Origin of the sequence: Paenimyroides ummariense, assembly GCF_900115115.1 — a bacterium.
GTDB lineage: Bacteria > Bacteroidota > Bacteroidia > Flavobacteriales > Flavobacteriaceae > Flavobacterium > Flavobacterium ummariense.
Map to the genome: position 1 here is coordinate 19821 of NZ_FOVI01000016.1, position 15827 is coordinate 35647.

Here is a 15827-nt window from a genome sequence, read left to right on the forward strand (position 1 = left end):
TTTTTTCTTTACTCCATTATCATTTTCCTTTTTGCTAAGTATTTCAATTTTGGGTAATAACATTTCCACTATTATCGGTCTTCAGTTTAAGTATTTCGGCTAATGCGTAAGCGGCTGCCCAGCGAACAACTGTTCCATTTGTTTCAGCATTTGGAAGTAGATTCCTAATTGTCTCATCAAGCTGAGTTGGAAAAAGTTTCTTCGATAATCCTACTCGCCTTTTTGATCCTGAATTTATTTTGGACGTTAGCGATTTGAATTTTCATTTTTGAAATTGTATTACTTTTCTGTGAGTTCAGTTAACGCTGTTGTTTGGCTTTTTAAAAGTCTACGGGTTTTCCATTTTAATGCAACAAAACTTAAGGTTCCACATACTAAAGCAATAATAAGCATATTTATAATGTAAGGATACGTTAAATCTACCGTTCCGTTTTCGATAATCAGAATTCTAAAAGCGGGTAAAAAATGCGTTAACGGGATTCCGCTTGCAATAACTTGAATCCATTGCGGCATTTGACTTAAAGGCCAGGTAAACCCTGAAATCATAAAACTTGGCGTTGCCACAACCATTAAAATTTCGGTTGCTTTTAATTGGTTCGGAATTAAAATACTAATCAAAATTCCGATGAAGCAAACTGCTACTATAAAAACACCGGCAATTAAAGTAAGTGCACCTAAATTATTGTAAAACGGAATGTTAAACCACCAGGTAAATGCCCAATACATAAGCCAAACCGCAAAACTCATAATTAAATACGGAATTATTTTAACCGCAATTAACGAGAAGGTATTTTTAGTTTGTTTTACTAAATTGATAAATGTTCCGTTTTCGAATTCTGAAGCAAAAGAAAGCGCTAAACCAAGTAATAAAACCTGTTGTAAAACGGTAGCCAAAACTCCTGGCCACAAGAAATACATATAGTTTGTACTTCGATTGTTCTTTTTAATAAAAGTTGTTTTAAATGGTTCGTATTGGCTCATAATCAAACTTTCGGGTGTTCCTTGTTTGCGCAAAGTTTCGATTTGAGTTCCAACTTTTAAAGTTCCTAAAACAACCTGCAGAGCGCCCGAAGCGTAATTTGCCGTTAAAACATTCGATGTATTTACAATCGTTGTAATTTCGGGATACTGTTTTGTTAAAACATCTTTTTCGAACCCTTTTGGAATTAAAACCACACAAGCCGCATCTTTTTCAATCATCAATCTGTCTAACTTTTGTGTATCGAATTGCAACGCCGAAATCGTTAAAATTTCGTTATCCTGCATCATTTCTATTGCTTTGGAACTCATAGAAGATTGATCTTCGTCTACAACAACAATTGGCAAATCTGTTACTTTTCCTTTGCTGTAAACATATCCAATCAAAATTCCATATAACAACGGAGCTCCAAAAAAAAGCATTTTAAGTACATCGTTGCCCCAAAACAATTTAAATTCTCTTTTTAATAAATTTAAAAACGTTTTCATGTTATTTCTTTAGGGTTACCGTAGATTTAGCTAACAGATCTTTCGCATCTTGCAATTGCGTTGGGCGAACTGTTACTTCGTATAAAGGATCCTGAATATCATAATCAGGATAAGCCGTGGCAATATTCGCGTACGCGCCAATTTGTTTTACGTTTTGAATCGTTCCTGCAATATCAACTTTTTTATACGCAACATGAACCGAAACCGTTTTTCCTTTTTCGTAAGCCGAAATACTGCTTTCAGGAACCGTAAATCTAAAATAAGTTGTCTCGGGCAATGAACCTTTAAACAACGTATAACCAGGCAAAGCCAGTTCGCCCAATTTAAGCGTTACTACTTCTATTTTCATATCCTGAGGCGCAACAATGTAACGTTCTTTTTCTGCAACAGCAACTTCTTGTAAAGCTCCTAAAGCACGATCTTGTTGCCCTAAAGCCATAGTTTGCTGTTCTAATCTAACGCCGTTTTTAACATCAGCAATTTCAGCATCTACCGCAATTAATTGTGCTTGCGCTCCTTGATATTTCGCAAAAACTTCGTCGTACTGCTGTTGCGGAACTAAAGAATCTTTTACCATTGCTTCTAATCGGCTTAATGATTTTTTTGCAAATTGATATTGCTCGGTCAACGCAGCTTTTTTAGCATTCAATTGTTTTAATTGATTCGAAGTGGCTCCGTGAACACTCATTTCGTATTGGGCTTCAGCCGATTTCACAGCTCCTTGTGCTTGTGCTTTTTTAGCGGCAACTTCCGGAATATCTAAAATTGCCAAAGTATCTCCCTTTTTTACAAAATCACCTTCCTTAACCAATATTTTATCAATTCTGCCGGCTAATTTTCCAACAACAGCAATTTCGTCCCGTTCTATTTTTCCTTGGATTGATTTTGCAACTTCTGATTTGTTTGAACATGAAGCTATTGTGCAAATACCTATAACTACTAATAACTTTTTCATAACTAATTATTTTTTATATACTGAAGCAAACTACCCGAAGCCTGATAAACATCAATTGCTGCTTGCCTTTGTTTTATAGTGGTTTCTATTTTATTTAAAGATTCCTTGTAAATATCGTTTTCGGCTGATAATCGGTCTGTAACGCTGATTAAACCGGCTCTGTATTGTTTAGAAGCAACTTCGTTATTATTTTTTGCAATAGCTTCGCGTTGTTTTGCAATATCTAATTGTTTTAAAGAAGTTGCATAATCTTTTTTCGTTTTTTCTAATTGAAGTACGATTTTCTCTTCTGTGTCAATTCGTTTTGCTTCAATTTGTTTTTTGTTTAATTGTGCTGTTTCTAACTTGTGTTTTCGTTCAAAACCAGAAAAAAGTTCCCATTTCATTGCTACACCCACCATCCACGTAGGATTCATAGTTAATGCATTCATTTTTAGATTTGCGGTTCTGTTTATATTGGATAACGGAATATCGATTTCGCTATTGAAAATAGAGGTGTATGAATACCCTCCGAAAGCTCCTATAGAGGGTAAAAAGGTTCCTTTTTCTTTTTTAATGGCATATTCCGCGGCTTCATCGAACGATTGTAGGGCTAATAATTCATTTCGATTATTTGAATTTAAATCTTCAAAAATCAAAATAGGATCTACATTGTGTTGAATTTTTAAAACTTTTTCAGTAGACCAACCCGTTGCTTGCTGAATTTTTAAAGCCAATAAGTCCTTTTTATTTAAAACGTCTTGCTTCCTGGTTTCCAGTTCTAGCGTTGCCAGTTTAATTTTATCACGATCGTACGGAATCGCTAAACCTTGTGATATGGCTTTTTCAACACGTTCGTTTTCTTTTTCCAGCCTTTTTTCACTGTCTTGAATAAGGGCTTCTGCCACATTCAACATTTGTAACTGATCTAAATCCAATAGCAACTCACGAACTACCTGATCTTTCCGCAACTCCATCATATAACTAGTTCCATCAGCTTTACTTTGTAGTGCTTTGGTACCATTATAGATCTGTCCGCCACTAAATAAAATCGCCTTTGCCGTAACCCCCGCATGAAAAGCTTGCCCTTTTGTTGAAAAATCAGCCGATCCTGCAAAAAGCTGGGCTCCTGTAATAGGCAGTTGAATTGTTGGAATATCCAAAGATCCTTCACTGTTTAAATACCCATAAAGTGCATTTGCTTCGACTTTTGGAATGTACTTGGCTTTCACCGAACGAACCTCGTTTTGAAGTTTTTCTTTTTCTAAATTATTCGTAAAAATTTCAACATCTTTATTTAATGCAGCTTCAATTAAAGTGTTTACCTCCTTTTCGACAAGAATTTGACTAAAACCTAGCTGAGCAGACAATACTCCAAAAAATAAATAAATTCGTTTCATAGCTTTATTTTATATTATCATATACAATTTGAAAAGCATCGCGGATTATTACAATTTGTTCTTCTGTTAATCCTTTTGTAGCTTTTTCAATAGTTTTACTTACTACATTTAAAATGGGGTCTTGCATTTCTTTTCCGCTATCAGTCAGAAATATCAAATTTAATCGTCGGTCAGTTTTATGATTTCTACGCTCCACAAAACCTAATTTTTCCAAGTTATCCACTAAACGAGTAACACTTGGCTTATCTCGGCTAGTGGCTTCAGCCAGAAACTGTTGTGAAACCCCGTCTGTATGATACAAAATAGCCAAGATAGACCATTGTTCGCGGCTTAAGTTTATTCCTTCATTTTTAAACTGCTGGCCTAAATATCTATTCAATAGTAAAGGCACTCGGCCTGCCAGTAAGTTATATTTATTCTCATTTGTTAACAAATTTGTCACATTCATAATTATAGTTGTTTAAACAACTACAAAGTTACATAATAAATAGTTGTTTGTGCAACTGTTTTTTTAAATAATTATTTCATTTCAACTTTTTGTAGGTTTTAAAAAATAGTTTATCAACAGTAATACAGCAAAAGTAGCTATATTAAAAATACTAAATTTTAACATGTATTAATTATAAATGTAAATGTTTTTAGTTATATTTTTCGTTTTAATAATAAGGAATTAATAGTTTGATGCATTTGATAATATATGCAAATCCAATATTTCCCATATCAGCAACATGGAAAAACAAGCTGTTTAAAGACCCCTACTTTGTTTTATTAGACAAGCTTTGGGTAATACCCCTTTGAGTAATGAGCCTCACTAATTAAAGTTTAAGATCTATCTGAAGATGCAAAAATTAGCAAATGTATCTCTTACCCTAGACAAGGATGTGATAAAAGTAAAATGGATTCAAAACTGTAAGTTCTCTTCAGTATAGTAGATTATTTAATTGTTGAATATTCTGCTAAAGAAGATAATGAGGGAGTCAAAACTATATCGCAAGATACAGTTCTTTGGGTGAGCACTCTCGGAAGATTAACAATGATAAAATCTAATACAAAAAAGACAGCTTTTAGGACTGTCTTTTTTACATATGAATTCCACGAACTAGCAAATTTTATGCACTGGATGAAATTTTCGCACTGTTCTTTTTCAATGTTTATGTTAGAAATTATTTCTAGTTTGCTACCATCTTAAATTTAGCAAGAGCCGTTCCATTTCCTTGTGTAAAGATCAACTTGTTATTTTCAACACGGTAATGATCTGCTTTCTCAAACATATTTTGTAATCCATATTCAGCACTCATATCTTTACATGCCATCATAGTAGACATACCGCGGGAAAATTTAATACCCTCATTTTTCTTCCATTCATACGTACCACCGATACCATTGCACCCGCCATTTGCCGAATAATTTCCGTCGGTTCCTAATTCCAAATAAGGCATCTTGCCATTTACTTTTTCCGAAATTACTTTACCTCCTACTTCAATCAGTTGCCATTTCTTACCCGTAATTTGAGTAGAAGTTGTTTCTACCTGTTTTTTCATCACACAACTACTAACTAATACTACAACAATTGCCGCTGCTAAGTAACCCAATTTAATTTTTTTCATAATCATATTATATTAATGTTTAATTAAATTATATGCGCGCATATAATTTGACGGCTCAATAATTTTCAATAAGCGTGCCAAATAAAATTATTATTCATATGAAAGAGTGTCATTATTCAACTCACTTTTCAAAGTCATATCAGGTACGACAAGGCAGCCAAAAAGTAAAACGACATTTACTGTCTAACATAGTTTTTTTTAAATCGTAAATTTGAAACAGATACATTAAGATAAATTACACGGATCATAGTAGATGAAGAAGAAGGAATATGCGGTGGTAGATATAGAAACCACCGGCGGAAATGCAGGAGGAAGCAGGATTACGGAAATAGCCGTTCTCATACACAACGGCACTGAAGTAACAGATCGCTGGGAAACACTTGTAAACCCGCAGCAACACATACCGCTATACATTACTGCTCTTACGGGTATTAGTAATGAAATGGTGTACGAAGCACCATTGTTCCAAGACATCTCTAAAGAACTGTTAGACCTGCTGTCTAACCGTATTTTTGTGGCGCATAACGTTAATTTCGATTATTCGTTTGTTCGTCACCAGTTTGAAGAGGCAGGATATAAATGGACTGCACCTAAATTGTGTACGGTGCGTGCCGCACGTAAAATAATCCCCGGACTTCCATCATACAGTTTGGGTAACCTTTGTCGATCTCTGGATATATCATTGGAAAACCGACACCGTGCCGGCGGTGACGCAGATGCTACGGCTGTACTTTTGTCAATGCTTATACAGAAAGATTCCAACGGGGAAATTCAGAAAATGATTAAAAAAACAGCACCGGATCAGCGGCTGCCACCAAACCTGCCTCCTGCAGATTTTGAATGCCTGCCAGAGAAACCGGGGGTATACTATTTTTATAATGCCCAGAAAAAGGTAGTCTACGTAGGCAAGGCGGTAAATCTTAAAAAAAGGGTAGCTTCTCATTTTACAGGGCATAAGATCACGCCGCAAAGACAACATTTTTTGCGGGACATCCATGGTATTTCATTTGAAGAATGTGCTACCGAACTCATGGCATTGCTTTTGGAATGCACAGAAATCAAAAAGCTGTGGCCTGTTTATAACACCGCACTTAAAAGGTTCGAACCAAAATACGGCCTTTATGAATATACCGCCCGTAACGGTTACAGATACCTTGCAGTTGGTAAGGTAAGCAAACTGACGCCATGTATAGAGGTTTTTGGTACTGTAAACGAAGGTATCAGCCTTCTGCGTAGTCTGCAGGAAAAATTTGCTTTAGACTACCGTTTTTGTAAATACGCTGTAAGCATTGAAAGTGAAGGTGTGGTTATTAATACCCTGTCTGATTTACCATCGGTAGAACAGCACAACCAGCTGGTACAGCAGGCAGTAGATTTTGTAACGGAAATTAAACCGAGTTATTATATTTTGGATAAGGGCAGGACTACAGACGAGCGCAGCTGCATATGGGTTCAGGACGGCCATTTTTACGGCATGGGCTATATTTCAGATGAAGCAGTTGTCACAGATGTACAACAGTTGAAAGATTTCCTTATACGCTATAAAAGCAACACCTATAGTATGCAGCTCATTTCTGCGTATGCGGTTAAGTATCCTGATAAAGTTACATGGCTGTAATTGTAGCTCAGTTCTAAAAATAAAATTGTCAACAGTTCAATTTTAACAGGACAATTTAGATGCAATCCAATACAAACCCTGCTCTCTTTTCAATAGAGGTTTTTGGAACTTCAATAATTTCATATCCAAACTCCACGTAGGTTTCCTTCATTTTTTCAGAGGTATAAACAGCTTCTTCCCAGGTTTGTTTTCGTTCGTTGTCTGTTTCATATATTTCTTCCCAAGGTGACAGTATAAAAACTTTCGTTTGATAAGTATGCAAGCTTATTGTTATAAGCAATTCTTTCGATATAGGTATATTTTCCATCTGCATGTAACAGATCGTGTCCAATATCCCCCGATCAAAAAATACAATATTTGAAGAAGCTTCATTAATTACACGCTTGTATGTCTTAATTGAAGCTTCAAGCATTAACTGCGAATATAATGCCTTATTTTTCCAAGGCAGTCCCTCACCGTTTATCCTCATCTGTTCCCTAATAATTTGTCGGGCATCTTCAGGAACCGTTTCGTAACCTTTTCTACTCAACTCATTTAATAGTAGTGTTTTACCAACACCCGGTCCGCCGGTAATTATATATAGTTTTTGGTTTTTCATCGTAGCCTTAACTTTTTCCTGATTTTTCTTCCATGTTGCGTATCAAAACCAATATAACCTTACCGATATTGCTTTTACAATGAAAAAAAGTCAAACTCGTTTTTATCCCTATTAAGGTTTAGAAGTGTGTCTCAATTGCAATTAAACATTTACCTGTTAAAATAGCATCTAATTTGTTTTTGATATTTTAAACAGTAGTACCAAAGAATAAATCTGTAAAACGGTTTGTATAATATTTATTATCCCAACTATAGGGTTGTTTACAATGTTAAGCAGCATAACCGGTATTGCCAGTAATCCCACAAGCATTAATACCAATAATACATATTTAATCCATTCATTTCCTTTGCTTACCAGGTATCCTATTCCAATTAAAATTCCTAGTGTGAAAATTGCGACAATTATTCCAAAAGCAGTTGTAGCTTGTGGACTTAAAATTACATTTATTAATCCTAAACCAGCTGATACATAAATTAGATTGGCAGCTTTTTTATAGTTAGTGTGAACCGCAATTTCTTCAAATTTAGTTTTTTGTGGAATTAGAAGCATAATTCTTTGTGTTTCGGCTTCCGAGAATTCAATGCCTCTATCCTTTAAAATTTCAAAGGCATACAATCGGGCTTCCGGAATAAATCTATTTCCTTCTTTTAAGTATTCCTCTAATTCTTTGTTTGTTTTTGTTTCTAAAATACTCTTTTTTACACTCATGGTTTTCTTAATTATCTTCTATTATTATTACTTTATCGCTGCAACAACGAGGGTATTAACTATGTGTAAATAATGGGTAAGCGGCAGTGTTTTAAGAATAGTTAACCTAATGTTTATTTATTGCTTTTAACTTAAATGATTTTTGTCCTCTGTCAGGCAAAATAGAATGGATTTTGTCGGAGAAGAATTCCTTAATAAGATTCAAATCACTTCCATTCATTTTGTCTAGATTATCAACAATTTTCAGGTTACGCAGCAACAGTGAAGCAATGACGGCTTTTCTCTTTGTATGTACTTGTGCAAAGTAATGCTTTATACTTTTCATCGTTCGCTTTAAATGTCAATAAGTCTGCTTGGTTTATGTTGCTGTTTTTTTTCATATTGTATGCCCGGTACTACTGATAACTTAATCATTCACGAATATAATAACTTTTCCCATTCCTTTGGTCAGTGAGTCTGTCTAACTGTCCCATTTATAATTTAAACGAGTAGTAGGGCGTTTGTCAGTTGCACGGGGTTGATTTTAACTGGTCAAATATAGATAAAGTTTGATAATACACATTATATAGTGTATTGATAAGCAAGGTTGATTGACTATTGATTGATTAGTAGAGGAGGAATAAAAACCGCTACTATTCTGGCCCTCTAGACAAAAAGAAAATTGTGCTAATAACCTGTTATTTAATTTTTATACTGTATTTATCAATAATATTGTAGTTTTCGTCTTTCATCACTATTGTATAGCGTCCCTTAATCAGATATAGCTCTCCAGGTGTATTGTTATCAGTTATTTCAATAATGTCTGCAGGTATTCCGCTCTGCTCAAATTCGTTGTTCCTATAGGCTAAAACAAGTAAAGGTTGATGGTTTTTCGTTTTTGAATTTGGTACCGTATATCTTACTTTCCCTTTCGAAAACCAGTCCGGTCGGTTATTAATATACGATGTCTGGGGATGGATAATTACGATGTCTGTCTGAATCAGTTCATTTTTTCCATTAAAAACTTTTCCATTTTTATCAATCAAGACAATCGGGCCATCTGTTTTATTCATTCTCATAAATAAATGGTTGTTTTCTATTTCGGACCTTTCTAAAAACATAGTCTGGTCTATGGTTAGGGGGTCTATCTTCATATTTTCCTTTAACCTGCCTGCCATTGCTTTACCCCATGCCGGATAGTCATTTTCGTACGCATGAGCGTAACCAACATGAATAACCACTTTTCCATTTGGATTATTTTCTATGTATTTCTGAATATTTTCAGCTTGTTCTATTTCTCTCTCTTTACCGTTTTTACCTTCTGATGCCTCATATTTGAAAAGCGTAAAGCCAATCTTTAAGGCTTCTGAAATTAAATTGCCGAATTCAGGTTCTTGGGTATAGTAACCTGTATCCAATACCGGAAATTTTCTTTCATTAACAGCAGTCTCAAACAATGCTTCAAGTCCAAGATAACGATACCCGTTTTCATACAATCCTTTTAAAACAGATCTGGTAAAAGTGCGGTGTTTAGCAATGTGGTGCGCTTCGTTAATAATAAGGATCTGTGCGTTCTTAGATTGTTTTATTATATAGTCTTTCGCATTGACTTTGTTGCTGGTTGTAAAAAATAAGCTGTCCTCTTCTGTTATTTTTGGCTTCCTCACACCATTCTTATCCCAAACTTTAAGAACATCCTCATAGTATCCGCTAAATGATAATTCTGTTGCACCAGTTTGATATTTCCACGAAACGGTGTCTTTGTTTATTTGAGATATAATATCTTTAGAGAACCTGTAACTATCTGGAGTTAATTGCCCGAATGCAACTGATATATTTAAAAATAAGATTGTACAAAAAAGTTTGTTTATTAAAATTGGTTTTATAGCTGCCATTGCGTGTAGGTTTTCCATGTTTGTTCACATCTAAATTAGGATTTTTTTAAACTTCAAACTCTTTACTATTTTTATGGAATAGGGCAGAGCCTAACGAATGCTATTTTACTTGAAGTAATGCCAAATATAATAACTGTACCCTTAAAAGCAATACTCAACCTTTATGTGTCAAATTAATCTACACATGCAAAAAACTTTTTTCAATGGTGTTTCTGCCTTGCAAATTATTCTAACGGTATCGGCATATTTTTTAAATATTTAAACACATCAAAGGCATTCTTTATATTAACTACGGTCTTTATTATTTGTGCCCTTTTTTGTTTTAAGCAAACTCGTTAAACAGCCATTAAACAAAGCAACAATTTATCATCTTACATTACCAGACTAAATTTATAGTTTGGCAAATTGTATTGCATTCGCATTTTCTCTTCTTGTTCGGTAACAACTTTAGTCGTATTATTCCATTTGACTTTTTTCAGCTCATTCACGATCAAAAAATCAATTTTCTTGTCAATTGGGAACACTCCTGCAGTAACGGCATCGTTTAATAGTTCCAAATAGTATTCGCGCCGTTTTGTATCATTATCATGAAGTAAAAATACAAGTTGTATATAATGGAGTTCACCTACTTCAGCTTCTGAAAAAAGTTTTCCTTCCTTTCTATAGAACTCGAATACCACTTTGCATATCTGTTCGGCTTTTTTTTCAAATTGACGCTTGCTTTTATATTTTTTAAACTTATGCAGCCTGTCTTTATTCTCATCTGTATAATCATGAAACAACCTGTTCTTTTGATCAGCAATAAAAAAATCAAACAGTTGCAGCCCTTTTTTCTTTTCAGTATAGCTCTGTGTAACAGAGGCTTTCATCGCTATTTCCTTAACCTTTTTCTCAATATATTTCCAGTTTTTATCTATACTCAAGAAATATAAGTAGCCGGTTTGGTTTTCAGAAAGAAGGTTTGAAGCAGCAATTCCCGATGTATATTTGGAGAACTCTTTTTCTACAAGACTTTTACTCAGATCAATATTTCCTTCAAAGAAATGAGCAGCTATTAAATTGTATCTCACTAAACTGCCAAGATGTGCTTCGGATTGTCTGTTGCTACATTCCTGGATGATTTTTTTGTATTCTTTCCTTAAAAATAACGAATCTAAATGCTGTCTCAGTACTTCCTTCTCTTTGTCTTGTTGCCTTAAAGCAACCCTCATCTCTTTCATATCAGTAGAATTCATATCTAATGTTGGTACTCGCTGAGCCTGGCAAATAGGGACAAAGGAAATTAAGACAATAGTCTGTGTCATTAAAAAATTAATCGTTTTTTTCATAATAGAAACTATCTACAGGTTGTTGAAAAATAATCGAGCAGGTCAAGAATTTAACAGGTGTAACACCAAATATAATAAATGTGGCAGAAACTTTGTAATCATTATTGTTCTCTAATCTTTCTAAATAAGGTTTAAGCGTTTTTATATACCTGAAAGTATTGCTCTTCGTTGTTGTAAGCAAACTATTATAATAAGTTCGTAAAAACAACAGCTAATTGTCGCCTTTTATAGTATTTGCAATGAGGTCAGAGGTGTGTGGACTGAACTTGCGGCTGCTGAGTTCATCGAAGTATTGAAGTAAGGTTGATTATCCCGCGGTTGCTAAGTTTATCGAAGCATCGAAGTCGCTATATTCCTAGCGCTCTAAAGAGTAATATTTCAGCAGCAAATGTTTTCTTTTTGGTAAACAAACGCTATAAGACATATACATGGTACTTGGGTGAAGGTATTTATTAAAGTGCAGAGAAAAATGACTATCATTTAAAAAATTATAAATTGTGGGAATAAGCAATAAATTGTTTATTCCCGTTGGCAAACTTTCTTTTAAAAAAAATCGTTTAAATCATCTAAAATTTACAGTGAATGGTTTAAGACATATCGTCCTTTGGCTTTTCCTTCTAATAGTGTTTTCAAGACATCGGGAAGTTGTTCCATAGAGATTTCTTTTACTATATCTTTTAAATGTGTAGGCTTCCATTCCTTAGCAAGCAAATTCCAGATTTTACTTTTATATTCAACAGGCTGTTCAACAGAATCTATTCCAATAAGCTTTATCCCCCTTAAAATGAAGGGGAAAATACTCGTTAAAATTTCAGCAGAAGCTACATTGCCACAAGTGGTAACAGCTCCGCTGTATTTCAGTGATTTTATAATTCCCGATAAAATACTTCCGCCCACGGTGTCTATTCCCCCTGAATAATCTGCTTTTGAAATTGCTTTTTGATCATAAGTATCAATAAACTTCTCTCTTGAAATAATTGATTCAGCTCCTAATGTATGAACTATAAAATCTTCTTCTTTTTTTTCTGATATAGCTACTACTTCATATCCCAATTTAGAAAGAATTGCTGTAGAAATGCTTCCAACACCACCTGTAGCGCCACTTACAACTATTTTTCCGTTTTCTTTTTCAAGACCGGAATGTATAAGGTTGTAAACAGATAAACCTGCTGTAAGTCCTGCAGTTCCAAAACACATAGCTTCAAAAAGGGAAAGACCTTCAGGCAATTTAATTACCCAGCTGGCAGGAACGCTCACATACTCACCAAATCCTCCCCAGGTATTCATACCCAGATCATATCCTGTAACTATTACATTGTCTCCTGCAGAAATGCCCTCAGAAGTCGAAGAAATAACCTCACCTGCAGCATCTATTCCCGGTATATGAGGAAACGTTCTTGTCACACCTTTATTTCCGGAGGCCGATAAAGCATCTTTGTAGTTAACAGACGAGTATGCAACTTTTATCACAACCTCATCTTTAAGTATATCTCCCATCAAAACTTGTTCTACTTTAGCATTAAAAATACCATTTTTTTCTCTTACCATTAAGGCTTTAAACTGCTGTGCCATAATCATTAATTTTTGTAAATTTGAGAAATAAAAGCTTATTATACAATAACTTACATTTTGTTTTCCTACTGAAATAAAGTGCAGTTTTGCTGATATTCAAATATATATAATTATGCAGGAAGTAGAAAAAATTGAAACGTTATGCCCTTCAGATGTTTTCTTACAGGTAATAAAGGGTAAATGCAAAACAACTATTATAGTGCTAATAAAAAAAGGCCGCAATCGTTTTTCTGAAATGAATAAAACGTTGCCAACTATCAGTGAGCGGATGCTTGCAAAACAATTGGATGAACTGCAAAAGGATGGAATAATTATGCGAAAGGTATTTGCCGAAGTTCCTTTAAGGGTAGAATATTACTTGACAGAGTATGGAGAAAGTCTATATCCTATAATCAATGAAATGAGAAAATGGGGATATAAGCACCTTGAGATCCAAAAAACGGAAAGTGGCGATACAGAGTGAAGTATTAATTGGTAAAGCCAAATTATTTCACTAAATTTTCTGTATAAATTTAAGACAATTTCAAATGAGGAATGCAGTTACCAAAGGTAAATAAAGCGATGTGGATTCTGTCTGGGAAAACTGTAGATTTAAACTTTTAAAATCATACTAAAGGAAATGTATTTTCTTTAAGTAAACTAAATATTTTTAATATACGCATTTATAATTTTTCGCTTTTTGCAGTTCGGTGGTTCTCATAGCAAAAAGAAAATTTTAATTATTTAATTATTTAATAACACAAAGGTCTAAGTTTGTAATTAACCCGCTATTTTAGCAACGTAATGCTAAAATGTACTTTTGTTTTAATATGCCTTTCCTAAAGTTGATAGAAGTTCCCATCAGTCTGCTTTTCCCTCTTTCTTTCTAAGTCTTACAATGATCAGATTTTTTTCGTAATTTAGTCACAGTCCAAAGCGCACAATTTGTAAAAAGGAATATTGACATTGCAAATGCAATCAATAAAAAATGACATTTTAAAAAAAATGAACACAATAGACAAAGTAGTTTTTTCTAAGTATCCCATTGATCATTACGGGGAAATATGGGAGAAGCTAACTATTATAAATTTTGATAAGAAAACGGTTTTACCTAAAGATGTGTTATGCTTTCTTCAAAAAGGTACAATAAGAAAATCCTTTACAGAATGTATAGAAGATGATGGAATTTCCATTGATTTCTATTTTGAAGGAGATATTTTTACGACAAAATATGAAGCAGACAATCCGTTTAATTATGAACCTATAAGTACTGGAATTTTGGGCTACGTTGAAATGACAGTTGTAAAACAACTTTTTTTAGAATCCAAACTTTGTAGCACCACTCAAAGAGTTTTTTTGGAAGAAAGATTACGTGAAAAGACCATCCGTGAGATGCAGCTTTTGCGATCTACACCAAAAGAAATGTACTTACATCTTCTAAAGAGCAAACCTCACTTCATACAAAATGTTCCTCTAAAATATCTGGCCTCATACATTGGAATTACACCGCAAGCATTAAGCAGGATCAGGAAACACATTAATTAACCTTGGTTAATTGCTTTGTTTTTCAAGATTAAGGTTCTTTGTGTAAAAACTAAGACAAATGCAAAAACAAGAATTAATTAAATGTTTCATCGGCAATCATCAAAAAGTAGTTCAATATATCAATGGTTTAACTGATGCCGAATTTACTTATGCCAAAGAAGGAAAATGGACGGCAGGACAACAACTGGAACATATCTTGCTTACTGTAAGTGCATTTCCAAATATTTTAAGCTCCAAAGAACTCATTATTAAAAAATTTGGAATCATCGATCGTCCAATGTGGAACTATAAAACGGTATTAGATAAATATTTTAAAACAACTTTGAAAGCTCCAGAATCTTTTTTACCGCAAAGAGAGGTTACAGCTGATCTAAAAGTAGAAATCATTAATGAGATTAGTAATAATCTCAAAGAGATAAAAGAAGCCTTTTTAAAGTATTCTGAAAAGGAATTAGACAGCCTTAGCTTACCTCATCCATTACTCGGTAAGCTCACTATCAGAGAAATGTTTTACCTAATGTCCTATCATCCTTTGCATCACCAAAATCAAATCATGAAAGCACTTAGTTATTAATAAAAATTAAAAGTCTTTTTTGAACTTGGTACATCTTGTAGAGTGTGTTAATATATTGAACAAAAATAAACAGTTTAATAAATCAATTTTTGTTAAACTGTTTAATTTACTTTGAACACATAGAGTTTTCTTTCGTCCGTCTTATTTTTACTGCTGAAATTTTAACAAGTTTAAGCCTTAAGTCAGAGTGTATTTCAAATTCGCTGTCTAATTGACTTTGAAAAACATAAATAAATCAGTGCCTGGCAACACAAAACAGAAAGATTAATACTAAGCTGGTATTATTAATATCAGCAGATTTTTTGTGTTCAAGAATTATAATTCCGTTATTAATGTTAATTTTTATTTATCAATAATTTTTGAAATTATTAAAAAGATTGATGATATGCTGAAAGTCTTTTTGTAACGTAAAAACACAGATCGTTGCATCAGATTCTGGAGAATAAATAATATCTGTTCCCCACCATCCACCATGATAATAAACATGGAATCCCATATCTAAATGATTTTACCGTGATTTTTATTCAAATCGTAGCCGCCACTTCCCAATAAAATTTGTGTTTGTTTGGTTAACAGACTTTTAATTGGCTGTTCAATAGAAATTTCGCCTTCTTCTACAGCCT

15 protein-coding genes and 1 pseudogene are annotated in these 15827 nt (G+C 33.8%); 4 read left to right on the plus strand and 12 right to left on the minus strand.

Features of this window, described 5'->3' with window-relative positions; translation table 11 throughout:
* Positions 1-279: 279 nt before the first annotated feature.
* The 5 genes from BM253_RS11520 to BM253_RS11540 form a co-directional block, all read right to left on the minus strand.
* On the minus strand, positions 280-1467 hold the full coding sequence (locus BM253_RS11520) for an ABC transporter permease (protein WP_091524225.1): 1188 nt from the start codon (positions 1465-1467) through the stop codon (positions 280-282).
* Position 1468: 1 nt separating this feature from the next.
* On the minus strand, positions 1469-2422 hold the full coding sequence (locus BM253_RS11525) for an HlyD family secretion protein (protein WP_091524228.1): 954 nt from the start codon (positions 2420-2422) through the stop codon (positions 1469-1471).
* 2 nt (positions 2423-2424) lie between these two features.
* Positions 2425-3801 (minus strand): TolC family protein, encoded by a 1377-nt coding sequence (locus tag BM253_RS11530; RefSeq protein ID WP_091524231.1) that lies wholly within the window; start codon positions 3799-3801, stop codon positions 2425-2427.
* Positions 3802-3805: 4 nt separating this feature from the next.
* On the minus strand, positions 3806-4249 hold the full coding sequence (locus tag BM253_RS11535; RefSeq protein ID WP_091524235.1) for a MarR family winged helix-turn-helix transcriptional regulator: 444 nt from the start codon (positions 4247-4249) through the stop codon (positions 3806-3808).
* A 721-nt stretch (positions 4250-4970) separates the two neighbouring features.
* Entirely contained in the window at positions 4971-5393 is a 423-nt protein-coding gene (locus BM253_RS11540; RefSeq protein ID WP_177205774.1) for an META domain-containing protein, read from the minus strand.
* A 268-nt stretch (positions 5394-5661) separates the two neighbouring features.
* On the opposite strand from BM253_RS11540, the gene BM253_RS11545 reads away from it, so the two are divergent.
* Positions 5662-7026 (plus strand): exonuclease domain-containing protein, encoded by a 1365-nt coding sequence (locus tag BM253_RS11545; RefSeq protein WP_091524241.1) that lies wholly within the window; start codon positions 5662-5664, stop codon positions 7024-7026.
* Between the two features lie 55 nt (positions 7027-7081).
* Here BM253_RS11545 and BM253_RS11550 read toward each other — a convergent pair.
* From BM253_RS11550 to BM253_RS11580, 6 genes and pseudogenes are all read right to left on the minus strand, one after another.
* Positions 7082-7636 (minus strand): annotated as a pseudogene (locus tag BM253_RS11550) (AAA family ATPase); the annotation flags it as partial.
* A 156-nt stretch (positions 7637-7792) separates the two neighbouring features.
* A complete protein-coding gene (locus BM253_RS11555; protein ID WP_091524248.1) occupies positions 7793-8332 on the minus strand; it encodes a hypothetical protein in 540 nt (179 codons plus the stop codon).
* A 248-nt stretch (positions 8333-8580) separates the two neighbouring features.
* Positions 8581-8712, minus strand: coding sequence for a hypothetical protein (locus tag BM253_RS17590; protein ID WP_262487589.1), 132 nt, complete (start codon positions 8710-8712; stop codon positions 8581-8583).
* Positions 8713-9009: 297 nt separating this feature from the next.
* The gene (locus tag BM253_RS11565) at positions 9010-10224 is read right to left on the minus strand and encodes a hypothetical protein (RefSeq protein ID WP_091524253.1); all 1215 of its coding nucleotides are present in this window, start codon (positions 10222-10224) and stop codon (positions 9010-9012) included.
* A 353-nt stretch (positions 10225-10577) separates the two neighbouring features.
* Positions 10578-11510: a hypothetical protein gene (locus BM253_RS11570; protein WP_143095636.1), complete on the minus strand. Its 933-nt coding sequence runs from the start codon at positions 11508-11510 to the stop codon at positions 10578-10580.
* Positions 11511-12107: 597 nt separating this feature from the next.
* Entirely contained in the window at positions 12108-13106 is a 999-nt protein-coding gene (locus BM253_RS11580) for a YhdH/YhfP family quinone oxidoreductase (protein ID WP_091524359.1), read from the minus strand.
* A 112-nt stretch (positions 13107-13218) separates the two neighbouring features.
* Between BM253_RS11580 and BM253_RS11585 the strand changes: the two genes are divergently transcribed.
* From BM253_RS11585 to BM253_RS11595, 3 genes are all read left to right on the plus strand, one after another.
* Positions 13219-13569, plus strand: a complete 351-nt coding sequence (locus BM253_RS11585) for a winged helix-turn-helix transcriptional regulator (protein ID WP_091524263.1) — start codon at positions 13219-13221, stop codon at positions 13567-13569.
* A gap of 521 nt (positions 13570-14090) precedes the next feature.
* Positions 14091-14630 carry a Crp/Fnr family transcriptional regulator gene (locus BM253_RS11590; RefSeq protein ID WP_143095637.1) on the plus strand — a complete coding sequence of 180 codons (540 nt, stop codon included), beginning with the start codon at positions 14091-14093 and terminating at the stop codon, positions 14628-14630.
* Positions 14631-14688: 58 nt separating this feature from the next.
* A complete protein-coding gene (locus BM253_RS11595; protein WP_091524269.1) occupies positions 14689-15204 on the plus strand; it encodes a DinB family protein in 516 nt (171 codons plus the stop codon).
* 349 nt (positions 15205-15553) lie between these two features.
* Here BM253_RS11595 and BM253_RS17350 read toward each other — a convergent pair whose 3' ends face one another.
* Positions 15554-15700 (minus strand): hypothetical protein, encoded by a 147-nt coding sequence (locus BM253_RS17350; protein WP_177205775.1) that lies wholly within the window; start codon positions 15698-15700, stop codon positions 15554-15556.
* Between the last annotated feature and the right edge of the window lie 127 nt (positions 15701-15827).